General features: G+C 61.1%; 17 protein-coding genes and 1 CRISPR repeat array. Of the genes, 11 read left to right on the top strand and 6 right to left on the bottom strand.

Going from position 1 to position 16,080, the window contains the following annotated elements; translation table 11 throughout:
• Positions 1-66: 66 nt before the first annotated feature.
• Complete coding sequence (locus tag PLN84_RS10370; protein ID WP_292382898.1) at positions 67-636, bottom strand: TATA-box-binding protein; 570 nt, start codon at positions 634-636, stop codon at positions 67-69.
• A gap of 41 nt (positions 637-677) precedes the next feature.
• The gene (acs, locus tag PLN84_RS10365) at positions 678-2,576 is read right to left on the bottom strand and encodes an acetate--CoA ligase (RefSeq protein WP_292558569.1); all 1,899 of its coding nucleotides are present in this window, start codon (positions 2,574-2,576) and stop codon (positions 678-680) included.
• A 528-nt stretch (positions 2,577-3,104) separates the two neighbouring features.
• Positions 3,105-3,317: direct repeats of the CRISPR family, unit length 30 nt; unit sequence GAGTTCCCCATGCATGTGGGGATGAACCGG.
• Between the two features lie 43 nt (positions 3,318-3,360).
• On the opposite strand from acs, the gene PLN84_RS10360 reads away from it, so the two are divergent.
• The gene (locus PLN84_RS10360; protein WP_292382901.1) at positions 3,361-3,570 is read left to right on the top strand and encodes a hypothetical protein; all 210 of its coding nucleotides are present in this window, start codon (positions 3,361-3,363) and stop codon (positions 3,568-3,570) included.
• A gap of 229 nt (positions 3,571-3,799) precedes the next feature.
• On the opposite strand, the gene PLN84_RS10355 is transcribed toward PLN84_RS10360, so the two are convergent.
• Positions 3,800-4,114 (bottom strand): transcription factor S, encoded by a 315-nt coding sequence (locus PLN84_RS10355; protein WP_292382920.1) that lies wholly within the window; start codon positions 4,112-4,114, stop codon positions 3,800-3,802.
• Between the two features lie 175 nt (positions 4,115-4,289).
• Between PLN84_RS10355 and artA the strand changes: the two genes are divergently transcribed.
• Positions 4,290-5,114, top strand: coding sequence for an archaeosortase A (gene artA, locus PLN84_RS10350; RefSeq protein ID WP_292382902.1), 825 nt, complete (start codon positions 4,290-4,292; stop codon positions 5,112-5,114).
• 232 nt (positions 5,115-5,346) lie between these two features.
• Here artA and PLN84_RS10345 read toward each other — a convergent pair whose 3' ends face one another.
• A complete protein-coding gene (locus PLN84_RS10345; protein WP_292382904.1) occupies positions 5,347-5,979 on the bottom strand; it encodes a CDP-alcohol phosphatidyltransferase family protein in 633 nt (210 codons plus the stop codon).
• A 221-nt stretch (positions 5,980-6,200) separates the two neighbouring features.
• On the opposite strand from PLN84_RS10345, the gene PLN84_RS10340 reads away from it, so the two are divergent.
• Entirely contained in the window at positions 6,201-6,881 is a 681-nt protein-coding gene (locus PLN84_RS10340; protein ID WP_292382906.1) for a dihydrofolate reductase family protein, read from the top strand.
• A gap of 13 nt (positions 6,882-6,894) precedes the next feature.
• Here the strand turns inward: PLN84_RS10340 and truD are convergent, their stop codons facing one another.
• Positions 6,895-8,166 carry a tRNA pseudouridine(13) synthase TruD gene (gene truD / locus PLN84_RS10335; RefSeq protein WP_292382907.1) on the bottom strand — a complete coding sequence of 424 codons (1,272 nt, stop codon included), beginning with the start codon at positions 8,164-8,166 and terminating at the stop codon, positions 6,895-6,897.
• Positions 8,163-8,525, bottom strand: a complete 363-nt coding sequence (gene pth2, locus PLN84_RS10330) for a peptidyl-tRNA hydrolase Pth2 (RefSeq protein ID WP_292558567.1) — start codon at positions 8,523-8,525, stop codon at positions 8,163-8,165. The genes truD and pth2 overlap by 4 nt, the downstream gene beginning before the upstream one ends.
• A 651-nt stretch (positions 8,526-9,176) precedes the next feature.
• Between pth2 and PLN84_RS10325 the strand changes: the two genes are divergently transcribed.
• The 8 genes from PLN84_RS10325 to PLN84_RS10290 form a co-directional block, all read left to right on the top strand.
• Positions 9,177-10,331, top strand: coding sequence for an NAD(P)/FAD-dependent oxidoreductase (locus PLN84_RS10325; protein ID WP_292558577.1), 1,155 nt, complete (start codon positions 9,177-9,179; stop codon positions 10,329-10,331).
• Between the two features lie 61 nt (positions 10,332-10,392).
• Positions 10,393-11,031 carry a cobalt transporter CbiM gene (gene cbiM / locus PLN84_RS10320; RefSeq protein WP_292385962.1) on the top strand — a complete coding sequence of 213 codons (639 nt, stop codon included), beginning with the start codon at positions 10,393-10,395 and terminating at the stop codon, positions 11,029-11,031.
• Positions 11,031-11,381 (top strand): PDGLE domain-containing protein, encoded by a 351-nt coding sequence (locus tag PLN84_RS10315; RefSeq protein WP_292385963.1) that lies wholly within the window; start codon positions 11,031-11,033, stop codon positions 11,379-11,381. Before cbiM ends, PLN84_RS10315 begins: the two co-directional genes overlap by 1 nt.
• A 30-nt stretch (positions 11,382-11,411) precedes the next feature.
• Complete coding sequence (locus PLN84_RS10310) at positions 11,412-12,245, top strand: ATP-binding cassette domain-containing protein (RefSeq protein WP_292385966.1); 834 nt, start codon at positions 11,412-11,414, stop codon at positions 12,243-12,245.
• Positions 12,242-13,057, top strand: coding sequence for a cobalt ECF transporter T component CbiQ (gene cbiQ, locus PLN84_RS10305; RefSeq protein WP_292385968.1), 816 nt, complete (start codon positions 12,242-12,244; stop codon positions 13,055-13,057). The genes PLN84_RS10310 and cbiQ overlap by 4 nt, the downstream gene beginning before the upstream one ends.
• 61 nt (positions 13,058-13,118) lie before the next feature.
• On the top strand, positions 13,119-13,433 hold the full coding sequence (locus tag PLN84_RS10300) for a hypothetical protein (protein WP_300020373.1): 315 nt from the start codon (positions 13,119-13,121) through the stop codon (positions 13,431-13,433).
• 229 nt (positions 13,434-13,662) lie between these two features.
• Positions 13,663-15,633 (top strand): DNA topoisomerase (ATP-hydrolyzing) subunit B, encoded by a 1,971-nt coding sequence (gyrB, locus tag PLN84_RS10295; RefSeq protein WP_292385972.1) that lies wholly within the window; start codon positions 13,663-13,665, stop codon positions 15,631-15,633.
• A 31-nt stretch (positions 15,634-15,664) separates the two neighbouring features.
• On the top strand, positions 15,665-16,080 hold a 416-nt coding region (locus PLN84_RS10290; protein WP_348532054.1), incomplete at its 3' end, for a DNA gyrase subunit A.

Here is a 16,080-nt window from a genome sequence, read left to right as displayed (position 1 = left end):
ACGGCCCTTACGGCTGAAGACCGACGGCCCTTACGGCCCTTACGGTCCAAAAAGCAGAACATGGGTTCAGATGAGCCCGAGGTTGGAGAGTTCGGAGAGGATCCGCTGCACCGCCCGCCTGGCATCTTCGGGCACTTTGCCGCCGGTGATGATCAGTTTGCCGGACCCAAAGAGGAGGACGACCACCTTTGGATCGTCGAGTCGGTATACGAGCCCGGGGAACTGCTCGGGCTCGTACTCGATCTTGTCCAGGTTGAACCCCACGGCGATCTTGTTTAAGTTGATCGGCGTCCCGAGGTCTGCGGACGTGACGATGTTCTGGATCTTGTAGGTCAGGTCTTCAGGTGCCGGGATATCGATACCGAGTGCCCGCAGCTGGTCGCCCAGGATCTGCAGACCGCGTGAGAGGCTGTCGATGCTCTTTGCGCCGGTCAGGACGACCTTTCCGGAACCAAAGACGAGCGCGGCAATTTTCGGGTCCTGCATCCGGAGAACGACGCCAGGGAATCGTTTTTTATTGTATTCCGCATCCTTCAGCTGGGAGGCAAGAGAGGGGAGATCAAGAGAATCCGTCACTTTCGCCGAAGCAACGATATTTTCTATCTTGAGGGACTCCTCTGGTTTACGCTCATTCATATTTATAACATATTTAAAAGAGTATATAAAGAGTTGGTTGTCTATTCCTCCAGGGTTGAGATGTCCCCGGGGTCCATACCTAATTCCTGCGCTTTTAAGACCCGTCTCATGATCTTGCCGCTCCGGGTCTTGGGGAGCGACTGGACGAAGTCGATCTCGGACGGTATGGCGATGGGCCCGAGCGTCATCCGGACATGGTAGACGAGGTCGTTCTTCAGCTTCTCGCCGGGCTCGCGGCCGTTCTTGAGGATGACGAAGGCCTTGATGGTGTTCCCCTTCAGGGCGTCGGGCTTTCCGATGACCGCCGCTTCCGCCACCGTATCATGGGAGACGAGCGCGCTCTCGACCTCCGCGGTGCCGATGTTGTGCCCGGCGACGACGATCAGGTCGTCGGACCGCCCGATGACCATGATGTAGCCGTCCTTGTCCTTCACCGCAAGGTCTGCCGCGGTGTAGCAGCCCGGGACGGTGTGCCAGTACTTGCGGTATCGATCATCATCGTTCCAGATCGTCCGCATCATCGACGGCCACGGCTCCTTGATGACCAGGAGGCCGCCGGTGCCCGGCGGGACCGGGTTGCCCGCCATATCGACAACGTCCGCGACGACGCCCGGGAGCGACTTCCCCACGAATCCCGGGCGCATGGGTTCGCCCATCATCGTGGTCACCATGTGCATCCCGGTCTCGGTCTGCCACCAGGTGTCCATGATCGGGCACCGGTCTTTGCCGATGACGCGGTAGAACCACTCGAACGCTTCCGGGTTGAGCGGCTCGCCGACGGAACCGAGCACCCGGAGCGACGAGAGGTTGTAGCGGTTCGGCCACTCTTCACCCACCCGCATGAACATACGGATGGCGGTCGGAGCGGTGTAGAAGATGGTGACACCGTACTCCTCGATGAGGTTCCAGTAGGTGCCCGGGGTCGGGTAGTCGGGGGTTGCTTCCGTGAGGAGGCAGGTGGTGCCGTTCAGGAGCGGGCCGTAGACGCAGTAACTGTGACCGGTGATCCAGCCGGGGTCGGCGGTGCACCAGTAGATGTCGCTGTCCTTGACATCGAAGACGTACTTCGTCGAGTAGTAGGCCCCGACGGTGTAGCCGCCGCAGGTGTGGACGATGCCTTTCGGACTTCCGGTGGTGCCGCTCGTATACAGGATGAAGAGCGGGTCTTCGGCATCCATCGGTTCGGCCGGGCATTCCCGCTCCACGCCATCCATCAGCTCGTAGTAATCCACCTCGATCTCGGGATGGAGTTCAACGGGCTTGTCGTCATCGCGCCGGAGAACGACGATCCGCTCGACGCTCGGGGCGTTGACAACCGCCTCCTCTACGATGTTCTTGAGCGGGATTGCCTTGCCGCGCCGGTAGCCGACATCGGCGGTGACGACCACCTTCGCGTTGATGCCCGTGATACGCTGGTTGAGTGCGCTGACGCCGAACCCACCGAAGACGACCGAGTGGATCGCTCCGAGGCGGGCGCAGGCGAGCATTGCTATGACCTGCTCGGGTACCACCGGCATGTAGATGCAGACCCGGTCGCCCTTCCCGACGCCGAGGCGCGAGAGGCCGTTCGCGAACTGGCAGACGGCCTGCAGAAGCTGGCGGTAGGTGTAGGTCCGCTCTTCGTCCTCGTTCTCCCCCCGCCACATGATTGCGACCTTGTTGCGACGCTGGCTGTGGGCGTGGCGGTCCAGGCAGTTGTGGGTGATGTTGAGCTTCCCGTTGATGAACCACTTTGCGTACGGGTACTCCCACTCTTTCACCCGGTCCCAGGGCTGGAACCATTCAAGTTCCCTGGCGACGCTGTCCCAGAACAGGTCGGGGTTCGCAAGGAACTCCTGGTAGGTCCGGTTGTAGTCGCCGATCCAGGAGTGCTCCTTGCAGCTGGCCTCGGGAGTGTAGTATTTCGCCTCCTCGAGTTTGACATCGAAATTTTCAGCCATCCGACTACTCCTATTATACATTATTAATAATGAATATTATATATCAACATTCTGGTTGGAGAGGCGGATCGAGCGAAAAAGGGTGCCTCTCAGGGACGGATGCCGGGACTTCATCGGGAGAGGCGGAGGTTTGGGGTATGCGTAGATATTACGGGCAGTGTGGCGGATTTATACCCGGAGAGTGGTGGATTCGTACCCGGAGAGAGCGTGGAGGTGGGGGTGAGCTGTCCCGGAGAACGCGCGCGGGGGGAGGGCAGGGTTCCTGCCGTGCGTCACGGGTTGCGGCGGGGCGGAGAGATGTGCGGAAGGTCCGGTGCGGCACCGCCCCCCTGCAACCAAGCTGCCCGTCTTGTCGAAGACCCGCTCAGCCTATCCTGCCTGTTTTTTGTACGTGCCCGGGCGGCACCAGAACCGTGATATGGTAGTGTGATGAGAGTATTGGCATACCCTTTTTCGGTAAAAGAGAGCTTTCCTCCAGGGGCGGTGACCCGGGTGGAAGGAGCCATCCTTCCGGGGATAAGAAGAAGAGAGTTCCCCATGCATGTGGGGATGAACCGGACGCCTGGTCCGATGACGAGGACGCGGCGGTGAGTTCCCCATGCATGTGGGGATGAACCGCGGGTTGCGCGGACGATCCATATTGAGGCTTCGAGTTCCCCATGCATGTGGGGATGAACCGGCCCCTCAGGCCCCGGACCACCCCGACGTCGCGAGTTCCCCATGCATGTGGGGATGAACCGGGCCTGCGGGGTTCGCCGCGGGAGTTCTATGTCCTCAAGCATACGTGGGGCATGAGCATGAGTGGCTGGCTGCCGACCTCGCGATCATCACCGAGAGCACGGCGGAACGTCTCAGGACCTACTTTATTATAAACAGGTGGCCGCGGCGGGAGCCCGGGCTCCCGTTGCCGCCAGAACACCCGACGCCCATGAAACTCCTGGTGCTCCGTGCTCTTAGCGAGACCTGGCACGGGATACCCGGTCTGTACTGGTGACCGGTGACGGCCCCGTACGCATAATGGCTGAAACGACGTAGAATGTCACGGAACGTTGCGGATACCGGATGCACTTGTGAACAGGGGCATACCCCTTTGAGGAAAAAGGACGGCATCGAGAGGAGAGTCAAATCGTCTACGACCGGGAGGATACCGAAGCGGTATGCACCACTCCGGCCAGAAGGAAGAATAAGCCCCGGAGGGGCAACAGGATGCAGTTCCAGCCTGATCAATCATACTCGCGCCACGTCTTCCCGCAGGCGGTGCAGCGGAAGAACCTGACCTCGCTTTCATCTGCCGCCCGCAGCTGGCGCAGCCACCAGTACGCCGTCGTGCATTCACACTCCGGGCACTTGATGCTCGCCGTCGGGAGCGTTGCCACCTTATCTTCTTCGTCGACGATGGTGATCTCTTTCTCGATGCGCTTGTCCGTCTTCTTCAACCGATCATTGACCTCGATCTCCCGGATATATCCGCACTTTTTGCATTTCAGCTGACCACCGGACGATATCATCAGGCCTTTGCACTGGGGACAAAACATCATTATAATGAATGGGATACCGATCAAAATTAACTTGTGGGGATAACAGGGCGGAGCGGGAAGTCGCCGCCCGGGAGCGTGGGGGTTCACGCCGGGCGGCCAGGACTGCGCAGCCGGAGATGCTCGACCGGATCGGGCGTACAAATGATTTAATGTCGGGTACATCGAACGATAATGGATGAAGGATTACCTGGTGCTGATCTCCTGCATCTGCTTTCTGGCCTTCCTGATCCCGGGCCGGTTCCGGAAGTACTTCGCCGTCGCCGGGTGGGCAAGCATCGTCGGATACCTCTTTCTCGAGCTCCCCTACTACTTCTCCATAAATAACTTTATGTACCCGACGATAGCCCTTCTTGCAGTTCCGTTTCTCTTTATCACCGTGAAAAACCTGCTCCATGACGACCCCCGGGTGATACAGCTCTCGACGATAGCGGCCGTAGCGTTCCTGGTATACGCCCCCTTCGGCTACATACCGGCGCTCGGGGACTGGCTGATCGCAACGGTCGTGGGAGAGACGTCCGTAGCGCTGGCGGCGGTCGGGTATCCCGTGAACATCGAGGCATGGAACCTGATGGAGCGCAACGGGTTCCGGACCGAGATCATCCTCGCCTGTACCGGCATCCAGAGCATCGCGATCATGCTCGGGGTTGCCTGGGGTGTGCGGTCGACGACGAGGCAGAAGATCGCCGGTTTTCTCCTGGTCTTCCCGACGATCTACATCCTGAATATCGTGAGAAACGTCTTTGTGATCACGGCTTACGCCGAGCAGTGGTTCCCGTACCTCCCGGAGATTGCCGGCAACGGCGAGTTCGGGTACGAGAGTTTCTTCTGGGCGCACAACGTCATGGCCGAACTCGGGGCACTGGTCTTTCTCGTGATCCTCGCCTACGCCCTCTTCAGGATCCTCCCCGAACTCGGCACCCTCGCCGACAGCCTCTACCGGCTTTATCGCAGCGAGGTGGAGCAGATCGTCCGGCCAAACTCCCGGAGATCCGAACCCTAGTCCCGGGACGAACCGCGCGAGAATTCCGGCCGGGCTCTCGCCCTCACCGGAAGACATTGTTCCCGTTGCAGACCGGGATCAGCGAGTCGGCCATCAGAGGGCAATCCCAGGGCTGAACCGCACCCCACAGACCACCCCGACGGCGGCGGCGCGGGTCTCGTTGCTTGCCGGCGGATCTTCTACCCCCGCCAGACTGAAGAAAGAAGAGATCAGAAGACTCCCGGCCTTCCCGTCAGGAGTACTCCCGGTAAAGGTAGAAGATCCGCTGGACCGCAGAGAGATTCGTGCAGACCGCGATGAGGAGAACCGCGACCCAGATGTACCCGGTCACGCCGCCGAGCACCAGCACAAGGATCGTCTCGGGCCTCCCGAAGAAGCCGACCCCCTCGAGGGGATCCTCGATCTTCCCGGCGATCCTCTCGCTGTAGCCGATCTCCGCATATGTGACCGGTTTGATGAAGGTGTTGATCAGGGACCCGAAGAGCGCCAGCCCCACGATGCCGAAATCGGTGCCCGCCGGGACATCTACGAGGTGGCTGACGATAGGGATGCCGGAGAACCCGACGCCGAGGATGACCGCCGCATCGACGTATTTATCGGCAACCCAATCGAAGACTGCCCCGAATTTGCTCTCCGTATGATTTTTCCGGGCGACGCTGCCGTCCACCAGATCAAGGACTGCCGAGACGATCAGCAGCAGAGCGCCTGCGAGAAAGTAGCGCTGGGTGAAGGCGAGTGCGCATGAAAGGCCAAAGAGCACGGCGAGCATCGAGACCTGGTTCGGCGTAACGCCCAGGTGTGCAAAAAACGACGCGATTGGCTCCGTATATTTGATGAATTTCGGCCGCAGCGAGGTTATATTCATCGCATATTTTATCAGCCCGTAAAGAGTTTAACCTTTGCGTGGGCAAAGGGGACCGGCATGAAACCGGTCAGGCCTCTCCCCGGACCGGGACCGGGCATTGACCGCTATCGGTATATCCGCCCGGCTGACACAGCAATGCATCCAGAACCGGGCGAATCACATACGTTTTGGAATCACCAGATTCATAACCGCTCCCACCAGATAGATCACAAGGAAATTCAATGCCAGATAACGACAGGCCGCATGTCCTCATGATGTCGGAGATCACCGTCGACGGGAAACTCACCCTGAAGCGTGGAGCCTCGAGTAAGATCCTCATGAAGTATATGGCCCCCGAGACCGAGATCCTCCTTCACCAGACCCGGGCGGTATGCGACGCCATCATGGTCGGAGCAAACACGATCAGAATCGACAACTCATTCCTGACGGTCCGGCTGGTCGAGGGGAAAAGCCCGCTCCGCGTCATCCCGACCAGCCAGGCGGATATCCCGCCGGATGCAAACGTCCTCGGGCCAGATGCCAGAACGGTCGTCGCCGCCAGCGAGGCTGCACCAGCGGAACGGGTAGCCCGGCTCCGAGCAGCCGGCGTCGACGTCGTTATCGCGGGAGCAGACGAGGTCGACCTGCCGGAACTGATGCGGGTCCTGGCGAGAGACTACGGCGTCCGCCGGATGATGATCGAGGGGGGGCCGACACTGAACTGGTCCATGTTAAACCACCGCCTCGTGGACGAGATCCGCCTGATCCACCTGCCGTTCATCGTCGGCGGTGCCGACACCCCGTCGCTCGTCGGCGGCATGCATATCGAGACCGAAGAAGAGATGTTCCGGCTCTCCTTGAAACGCCACTACATGTGCGGGAGCAACCTGGTCACGGAGTGGGATGTGCTCTACGGGGCCTAGGGGCCCCGCACTCTTATATCATCATGTAGGGATCCGCCTTCATGTACTCCCGGCAGACCGTCGTCGCGTAATGGCCGGGGGGAAGCGTGAACCGGAGCCGGACACTCGTGTCCGATATCTCCGCCTGCACGTCGGCAGAGAGGCTGATCGGCCGGAGAACCCCGGCGAACTTCGTCGCCACGAACCGGGAGGCGCGCTCAAAGTCTCCGGCGTTGACCCCCGACTTCTGCATCAGGTCCTGCATGATCTCATCCATCGGCCCGTGCGAAGTCACCGGTTCTGCGCCGGATATGAAGAGGGCGATCCGGCACCGGCCGCGGCGGATCTGCAGCAGGGCCGCCTGCCGGTTCCGCGCGGAGACGATATCTTCGCGGCCGTTCGAGAAGAGCAACCGGTCGCCGGCCTCCGGCTCGGTCAGCGTGAGGCCGGCCTCGATGCGGGAGGAGAGCGCGCAGTTGAAGAGATACGACTGGAACGCGCTCACGAGGAGCGAGAGGAGTTTCGGGGGAAGGACCCGGAGCGCACCGGCGTAGTCGCCGGGGTTCGCGACGAGGTGGTTTACCATCGACCGCTCGTAGGTCATCTGGACGGGGAGGTCGGCGAGTGCCGCTCGTGGATCCCGGGTCTCGGCGAACCGGGTCCGGGCCTGTCGCACCGCCTCAGACTCGCGGGGGTAGGCCCGGCCGACGTAGGTGGCCACGGCGCCTTCGTAGTCGCCCTTGAGGATCCTCTCGCCGACGAGGTGAGTGACCGGCCGAACGACACCGAACCGCTGCAGCCCGTAGTAGTTCGGCACCCCGCGAGCCGCGACCGCTGTCACCGCCTCCACCCGCTCGGCGAGGTCTTCTGGGATGCAGTCCCGGATCGTGATATCGAACCGGTTCCCCGCGAGGCACCCGAGGATGAGCGAGTGCTGCGACCGCCCGACGACCTCGAGCGTGATATCCTTGAGGTGAACCTGCCCGACCGCTTCGGGCGTAACATCGTAGATCGATATGAACTGAGTGGTCACCGCGTTCTTGTCCTTGGTCCCCGCCCAGGCGATCCGCCGGTGGCTGATGCCGAGCCGTTTTGCAATCTCCTTGACCGCCCGCTGGAGTTCCCAGTTCGTCTTGGTGAGCCGGCAGATGAGATAGGGGCCGTTCGGATCGCTGATCGGGAGCGGCAACTCTTCGACGATGAAGTCCTCGGGGCTTGAGCGGAGCCGCCCGCCGATACCGGGGGTAACGGACGCGTAGTAGCGCATCCCCAGTTCCTCTTCGAGAGGATAGGGCGAGGGCATCATAGCAGGGAGAGGTCGCCGGTGATCCGGTCGAGGTCTTCGGCACGCGCGGGCCCGAGACCGAGCGCCGTCACGGTCCCCGGCGGGATCTCGGTCATCCCGGCGTCCTGGATGATCGATGCGGGAATGCCCGCCCGCTCTGCGATCGTCTTGAGTTCAAAGAGCTGCCGCTCAGCCGTCACCTTCAGCACCACCTTCTTCTGCCCCTCGTCAAGCCAGGCCTTCTTCGCGATTTTATCGGCCTTCTCGTAGGCTCCGATGGCGGCGTGGGCGATCTGCGCACACTTCTTGCCGCAGCTCATCTTGATGTCGGCGCGCACGACCAGGCACTGCTTCCACTTGAACTCCCGTATATCAGGCATTTCGTATTAGTTGGGGTATGATCCGTCAAATACACAGCTATGAGAGCAGGCGGGGGCGGCAGGTGATACCAGTATCGCTGATCTGCACAGGTGGAGGGAAGGTCAGTAGTGCTCGTGCTTCTGTCTTCTGATCGATCACGAAAGAAGCCTGCTGGGCTCTCAACACTGCCTTATGAACTTTTGTTCCCCAGAGCGTTGCGAACCCATGCACGGATTTCCATCGAGTATCGCGTCTGGGGGGTGGGGACAGGGGAGGGGGGTCTCCCCCCTCCCCTGCAACCCCTCCCCCTCTTGCGATATCCACCACGGTCCAGTATACGGAATTTTGTTGACGTATCCTTCTAGTCGTTGCAATTGAAAGCAAATCCCTTTGAATTCCAGATAGTTGTCGATTGTGATCTGGAAGTTTCCGTCCCTCCGGTTTCGGAGACTAGATCCGACATGCAGCCTTCCATGGGGACAAAGCAAGCACTCTCAAGTGCGATTCGTGCCCGGCTACCTAACTTCTTACGACTCCTTTCCCTATCGTGTACCCCTCCCTCACCCACCCTCTTTTATGCCCCTGTAAGTCCATTATTGTCTGGAACCAGGCGCCGGCCTGCACCACAGGCAGCCGGCGGCCGGAAACTCACGTCTGCGAGGCATGATACTCTGGTCTGGGATGTTGTTGTAGTGGGTGCAGGCCCCGCAGGAAGCGCCGCGGCGCGGGCCTGCGCAGAAGAGGGACTCACGACGCTCTGCATCGAGGAGCACGGGACGATCGGCTACCCGGTGCAGTGCGCGGGACTCCTCTCTGTGTCCGCGTTTGCCGAGTGCGACGTCTCGGAGAGATCGGTCACAAACAGGGTCACCGGCGCGAGGATGGTCTCAGGTCTCGGGGGGGAGATCCTCTTTGATGCCCGGACCACAAAGGCCTGCGTCGTGGACCGGTCCCTCCTCGACCGCGAGATGGCAGAACGCGCGGCGGATGCCGGGGCCGAGTTCCTCCTCAAGACCAGCGTAGTAGGCATCCGGGGCTCCTCCATCCTGACCCGGGGGGTCCGCGGGCGCGAGGAGATCCCGTATCGCCTCATCATCGCCGCCGACGGACCGCGGAGTTCCGTCGCTCGCATGCTCGGGCTCCGGCGGGCCGAGGTCTACCTCGCCGGGGTGCAGGCGGAGGTACCGTATACGATGGACCCGCGCTACGTGGAGCTGCACCCCAACGCCTCGCCCGACTTCTTCGGGTGGGTGATCCCGGTCTCGGGGACCCGGGCCCGTGTCGGGCTCTGTGCACGGGAGCATGCAAAGGACCACTTCGACCGGTTCATCGCCCGCTACGGGGAAAACTCGCTCCACCTCGTGAGCGGGGTCATCCCGCTCGGGGTTATGCCGCAGACCTACGGCCGCCGGGCGCTCGTTGTCGGCGACGCGGCAGGGTTCGCAAAACCCACATCGGGGGGCGGGGTCTACACCGGCGTCCGGTCAGCAAAACACGCGGCAGCGGTCGTGGCGGCGTGCGTGGCGCGCGGGACGTTCGATGATGCGAGTCTCCGGGACTACGAGCGGCGCTGGAAGGAAGACTTCGGAAAAGAACTCGATATCGGCATGAAAGCGCTCAGACTGCGGCAGAGGATGACGCCCGAAGAGATCGACCGCCTCTGCCGGGCCTTGAACGACGAAGACCTCATCGAAACGATCGTAGAACACGGCGACATGGACCGGCCGGGCGCCCTGCTTCGCAGGCTCGCCCTGAAACCGGCATTGGCGAGGGCAATGGGCATACTTTTCGCATCGGGAGTACGTCAGATTCTTACCGGTCAATAGAACTATCGCGATTAGTAATACATTTATACCCGGATGTAATACTACTCCACAAGGTGTTATCGTGCATATACCTGACGCGTTTATACCGATGGGACAGGCCCTGATCTACTGGATCATCGCCCTTATCTTCATCGCTCTCGCCCTCCGGTGGGCGCGGCGCTCGATGGAGGAGGAGAAGATACCGCTGGTCGCCGTGCTCGCAGCAGGCATCTTCGCCATCCAGGCGTTGAACATCCCCATTCCCTGGGGGACGAGCGGCCACATGGTCGGTGCAGCGCTCGCAGCAATCGTCCTCGGCTCGCCGTACGCAGGAGTCTTCGTCCTGACACTGGTGCTTCTCGTCCAGGGTGTCATCTTCGGTGACGGCGGCATCACCGTCATGGGCGCCAACATCGTCAACATGGGCGTTATCGGCGGATTCGTCGGCTACTACGGTTACACTGCCGTCAAAAACGTGATAGGGAATGCGTACGCCGCCGCGTTCATCGCCGGGTGGGCGTCTCTCTTCATCTCCGCGATCCTCTGTGCAGTCGAACTTGCAATCGCCGGCACGTTCCCGCTGGTTCCAGCACTCATCGGCCTTGGACTCTACCATGCGGTCATCGGGCTCATTGAGGGAGGCATCACCGCGGGCGCCCTCTACCTGATAGCCTCGGCACGGCCGGATATCCTCGAACACCCAACAGGGGTGAGCGCGTAATGGAGACGAAACAGTTCATCCTCATCGGTGTGGCGATCGCTCTCGTGATCGCCGTTGCCGCACCGTTCCTCGCCTCCGGAAACCCGGACGGGCTCGAGAGCGCGTTCTTCAGCATCTATGAAGCAAAGCCGTTCATGGGCGATGAACTCGACGAAGATGCCGCCGGCGCCGCAGAGGAGCAGGTGGTCGCCACGACCGGGAACGACTTCTCATACGAGGCGTTCATGCCCGATTACAGCATCCCGGGCCTCGATAAGACCGGGGAAGTGCTCGCGGTCGTGATCGGTACGCTTCTCATACTCGTCCTGGTCTTCGGTGTTGCGAAGATCTCCGCACGGCCCGATAACTAAATACACAAAAACCTCCTACTTTTTGCTATCATGCACCTGCTCGAGACCCGCGATCTCACTCATATCTATCGCGGCAATGTCCACGCTCTCGATAGCGTGAACTTCATTGCGGAGAGGAAGTCACGCATCGCCGTCATCGGGCCGAACGGGGCCGGGAAGAGCACCCTCTTTAAGCACTTCAACGGCATCCTCAAACCTACGTCCGGCGAGATGCTGGTCAGGGGCGAGCCTATCACGAAGGAGAACGTCCGCGAGGTGCGCAAGTTCGTCGGGATCGTCTTCCAGAACCCCGACGACCAGATCTTCTCTCCCACCGTGGAGCAGGACGTCGCGTTCGGCCCGACCAACCTCGGCCTCGACAAGGAGACAGTCGCTCACCGCGTCGAAGAGGCGCTCGCCCTCCTCGGGATCGAGGACCTGCGCGAGCGCGTGCCGCACCACCTCTCGGGCGGCGAGAAGAAACGGGTCGCCATCGCGGGCATCCTCGCGATGGAGCCGCAGGTGCTGGTGCTCGACGAACCGACCGCGGGGCTCGATCCCCGGGGTGTCGCCGACCTCGTGGCGTTCGTCAACCGGCTGCCCGAGGAGTACGGCATGACGGTGATCTTCTCGACTCACCATCTCGACCTCGTGGCTGAGATGGCGGACTTCGTCTACGTGATGGACCAGGGACGGATCGTGGCCTCCGGGACGGTTGATGAGGTCTTCACCCGGCCGGACCTGCTCGCCCGGACAAGGCTCGACGTGCCGCCCATACCGAAACTGATCCGGTCGTTGCAGGAGAGCGGTGTCGTCATCAATACGGCCTACACGTACGAGGACGCGAAGAAGTCATTCCTCGACGCCTACGCGAGACGAGCATGATCGATGACCTCTACGCAATCGAGAAGTATGCTTACAGAGAGAGTCTCGTCCACCGGCTGGACGCACGGATCAAACTCCTCGTAGCCCTCGCTGCCATCGTGGCGATCGTGGCCCTGCCGTATTCGACGAAGGTCTACGAGCTCGGCGCCGTCCTCTTTGCGCTCTTCATCGCCCTCTGGGCCACATCGCGCCTCCCGCCGACGGCCTACCTCCGGCGGCTCGTGCTTATCCTGCCGTTCGGGATCTTCCTGATCGGATTTCAGGTGTTCGTAAAAAACCCATACTATGACATCTTTCATACGATTGCCACCCTGCCCTTCGGGATCGAGGTCTACGCGGAGTCGGTGCAGTTCGCGTCGATCCTCCTGGTGAAGTTCGTCGTCAGCGTATCGTTCATCATCCTGCTCTCATCGACGACGAAGATGCAGGAGATGATCGAGGCGGCGGGGAGGCTCGGCCTCCCCCGGGAGTTCACCCTCACGCTCGGGATGATGGTCCGCTACATCTTCGTCTTTGCCGATATGTTCGGCAGGATACGAACAGCAATGGAGACCCGGTGCTTCGACCCCCTCGACCGCACCCTCCCTTACCGCTACAGGCTCCACCAGGTCGGCTACACGGTCGGGACGATCTTCATCAGGTCCTACGAGCAGGGCGAGCGCACCTACACGAGCATGCTCTGCCGGGGCTACGGGGCGAACGCCGGCCTATACATCGGAAAAAAGCCCCTCCGTGCCGGCGAGGTCGTCTTCTTTGCCGCGACGCTTGCCTTCATCGTGCTCTCCACGGTCCTGATCTACCTGCACCCGTGATCGGCGGCGGGCAAGGGTCGAATCGGATCGTTCATATCACCCGGTGGTGCATAGGGTAGGTATGCCCCAAAAGAGCGAATTCGGTAGAGGGTTCGTCGTCAACCTGATGCTGCTTTCACGCCACTTCGGCCTGCCCCCCGAAAAAGCCTTCTTTGGCGCCGCGGATCATCTCAACGACCTCACGGTGCCGGAGCAGTTCCGGGGAACCGAGATCGAAGAACTCGTCGAACGCCTCAGAAAGACAGTGATCTGGCACCAGCCGGGCATCATGGATAAGGAAGATACGGCAGACGTCAGGAGACTCCTCAACCGGCTCGCGGTCGCCATCGATACGCATCTGGGCATCCAGAACCCCGATACCGGGAAGTACGACTGACTGGAATACTCTTCTTCCCTCCTCACGGCCGGAGACGGACCAGGGGTTTGGCCCGAACGTCCGGCTGCCTTCCGGGTTCACATGGTATCTCTCATCAAACCGTGGAGAGACAGAACAGGCCAAAAACGAGAAATTGCCTAGAGGCGAGCAGTATAAGTGGTCATACAACTAATATATACTGTGAGTTTTGCTGTGATTCAAGACGCCGCGCGTTCAGCGGAGGTCACAAATGACTGATACCTACGATGCTTCCCACATCACGGTACTTGAGGGGTTACGGCCCGTGCGGGAACGGCCCGCAATGTACATCGGCAGCACGGAGACCCGGGGGCTGCACCACCTGGTCTACGAGGTTGTGGACAACGCCGTAGACGAGGCTCTCGCCGGATTCTGTGACCGGATACTGGTGGTCATCAACCGGGACGGCTCGGTCACGGTGGATGACAACGGGCGCGGCATCCCGGTCGATCTCATGCCCCAGTACGGCAAGAGCGCTCTTGAGATCGTCCTCACCGTGCTCCACGCCGGCGGAAAGTTCGATAAAAATACTTACCAGGTCTCCGGCGGCCTGCACGGTGTCGGTGTCTCAGTCGTCAACGCCCTCTCAAGCTGGCTCGACGCGACGGTCTTCCGGGACGGCAGCGTCTACACGATGCAGTTCCGGCAGGGCATGGTCGCAAAGCCGATCACGAGCCGCCCGGAGACCGAGCACGAGATGGCGGTGCGCCACGAGGAGCGGTACGGTGCCCGGAACGGGCAGCGGCTCGACTACGAGCGGCTCCAGGGGACCCGGATAACATTCCAGCCCGACCGGTCGATCTTTGAGACCGTCGAGTTCGATTACGATGTGCTGGACCACCGGCTCCGCGAGCTTGCCTACCTCAACAGCGGCCTTACGATCATCCTCCGGGACGAGCGCACCGGGGACTCGGTCACTTACTGCTTCGAGGACGGCATCCGGCAGTTCGTCGCCCATATCGCCGAGGGGAAGGAACGCCTCCACGACGATGTCATCTACTTCCAGAAACGCGACCCCGAGAGCATGGTCGAGGTCGAGGTTGCCCTGCAGTACAACGACTCATACGCGGAGACGATCTACACCTACGTCAACAGCGTGAACACCCGGGAGGGCGGGACGCACCTCGAGGGCTTCCGGAGCGCCCTCACCCGGGCAATCAACAACGCTGCCCACAGAAACAACCTCCTCAAGAACAACGACGCCCAGGTCAAGGGCGACGACGTCAGGGAGGGGCTTGCCTCCGTCATCAGCACCCGGGTCGCGAACCCGCAGTTCGAGGGGCAGACCAAGATGCGGCTCGGGAACAGCAACGTCCGGGGCATCGTGGACTCGCTCGTCTACTCGTCGCTCACCGAGTATTTCGAGGAGCATCCGAAGACCCTCCAGGTGGTCGTGGATAAAGCGATGACGGCCGCTCGGGCCCGGGAAGCCGCAAAGAACGCCCGCGAGCTCGCCCGGCGGAAGAGCACGCTGGAGTCGGCGGGTCTCCCCGGGAAACTCGCCGATTGCCAGGAACGGGACCCGGTGAAGAGCGAGCTCTACATCGTGGAAGGAGATTCCGCAGGTGGCTCCGCGAAGCAGGGGCGGGACCGGAAGTTCCAGGCGATCCTCCCCCTGCGGGGCAAGATCCTGAACGTCGAGAAGGCGTCGGAGCACAAGATCCTGAAGAACGCCGAGATCCAGGCGCTGATATCCGCTATCGGCACCGGGATCGGCGACAGCTTCGACGCGGAGAGGGCCCGGTACCATCATATCATTCTGATGACCGATGCGGATGTCGACGGTGCACACATCCGGACGCTCCTCCTCACGTTCTTCTACCGGTATATGCCGGAACTCATCGAGAACGGCTACATCTACATCGCCCAGCCGCCGCTCTACCGGGTGGCCAGGGGGAAACAGGAGCAGTACGCCTACCGCGAGGAGGAGATGCGGGAGATCACCGCCGAGTGGGGCGAGAAGGGCGTCACGATCCAGCGCTACAAGGGTCTTGGTGAGATGAACGCCGGGCAGCTCTGGAGCACCACGATGGACCCGGCGAACCGGATCCTCAAACAGGTGAAGATCGAGGATGCCGTCTACGCGAACGAGATATTCGAGAAACTTATGGGAGAGAATGTGGATGCCCGGAGAGACTTCATCCGCCGGCATGCAAAGGAGGTGAACAACCTTGACGTCTAATCAGGTTGTCCCGATCAACATAGAAGAGGAGATGAAATCATGCTACATCGACTACGCGATGAGCGTGATCATCGGCCGTGCCATCCCTGACGCGAGAGACGGCTTAAAGCCGGTTCACCGCCGCACCCTCTACGCCATGCGGGAGCTCGGCAACACCAGCGACAAGCCCTACAAGAAGAGCGCCCGTATTGTCGGAGACGTGATGGGTAAGTACCATCCTCACGGCGATTCGGCCATCTACGACACGCTGGTGAAGATGGCGCAGCCCTTCTCCTACCGCTACATGCTGGTGGACGGCCAGGGGAACTTCGGGTCGATCGACGGGGACTCCGCTGCCGCCATGCGATACACGGAGGCCAGGCTCACGAAGATCTCGGAGGAACTCCTGGCCGATATCGAGAAGAATACCGTCGACTTCGTCCCCAACTTCGATGAGTCGCTCAAGGA

The organism is Methanoculleus sp., from assembly GCF_035363275.1.
GTDB lineage: Archaea > Halobacteriota > Methanomicrobia > Methanomicrobiales > Methanoculleaceae > Methanoculleus.
Note: the sequence above shows the minus strand (reverse complement) of the source record. Positions and strands in the feature narration are given on the sequence as shown.

Excerpts from the sequence above, each read along its gene's own strand:
- PLN84_RS10370 (WP_292382898.1), bottom strand. The coding sequence starts at position 636 with ATGAATGAGCGTAAACCAGAGGAGTCCCTCAAGATAGAAAATATCGTT.
- acs (WP_292558569.1), bottom strand. The coding sequence starts at position 2,576 with ATGGCTGAAAATTTCGATGTCAAACTCGAGGAGGCGAAATACTACACT.
- PLN84_RS10355 (WP_292382920.1), bottom strand. The coding sequence starts at position 4,114 with ATGATGTTTTGTCCCCAGTGCAAAGGCCTGATGATATCGTCCGGTGGT.
- artA (WP_292382902.1), top strand. The coding sequence starts at position 4,290 with ATGAAGGATTACCTGGTGCTGATCTCCTGCATCTGCTTTCTGGCCTTC.
- PLN84_RS10345 (WP_292382904.1), bottom strand. The coding sequence starts at position 5,979 with ATGAATATAACCTCGCTGCGGCCGAAATTCATCAAATATACGGAGCCA.
- PLN84_RS10340 (WP_292382906.1), top strand. The coding sequence starts at position 6,201 with ATGCCAGATAACGACAGGCCGCATGTCCTCATGATGTCGGAGATCACC.
- truD (WP_292382907.1), bottom strand. The coding sequence starts at position 8,166 with ATGATGCCCTCGCCCTATCCTCTCGAAGAGGAACTGGGGATGCGCTAC.
- pth2 (WP_292558567.1), bottom strand. The coding sequence starts at position 8,525 with ATGCCTGATATACGGGAGTTCAAGTGGAAGCAGTGCCTGGTCGTGCGC.
- PLN84_RS10315 (WP_292385963.1), top strand. The coding sequence starts at position 11,031 with ATGGAGACGAAACAGTTCATCCTCATCGGTGTGGCGATCGCTCTCGTG.
- PLN84_RS10310 (WP_292385966.1), top strand. The coding sequence starts at position 11,412 with ATGCACCTGCTCGAGACCCGCGATCTCACTCATATCTATCGCGGCAAT.
- cbiQ (WP_292385968.1), top strand. The coding sequence starts at position 12,242 with ATGATCGATGACCTCTACGCAATCGAGAAGTATGCTTACAGAGAGAGT.
- PLN84_RS10300 (WP_300020373.1), top strand. The coding sequence starts at position 13,119 with ATGCCCCAAAAGAGCGAATTCGGTAGAGGGTTCGTCGTCAACCTGATG.
- gyrB (WP_292385972.1), top strand. The coding sequence starts at position 13,663 with ATGACTGATACCTACGATGCTTCCCACATCACGGTACTTGAGGGGTTA.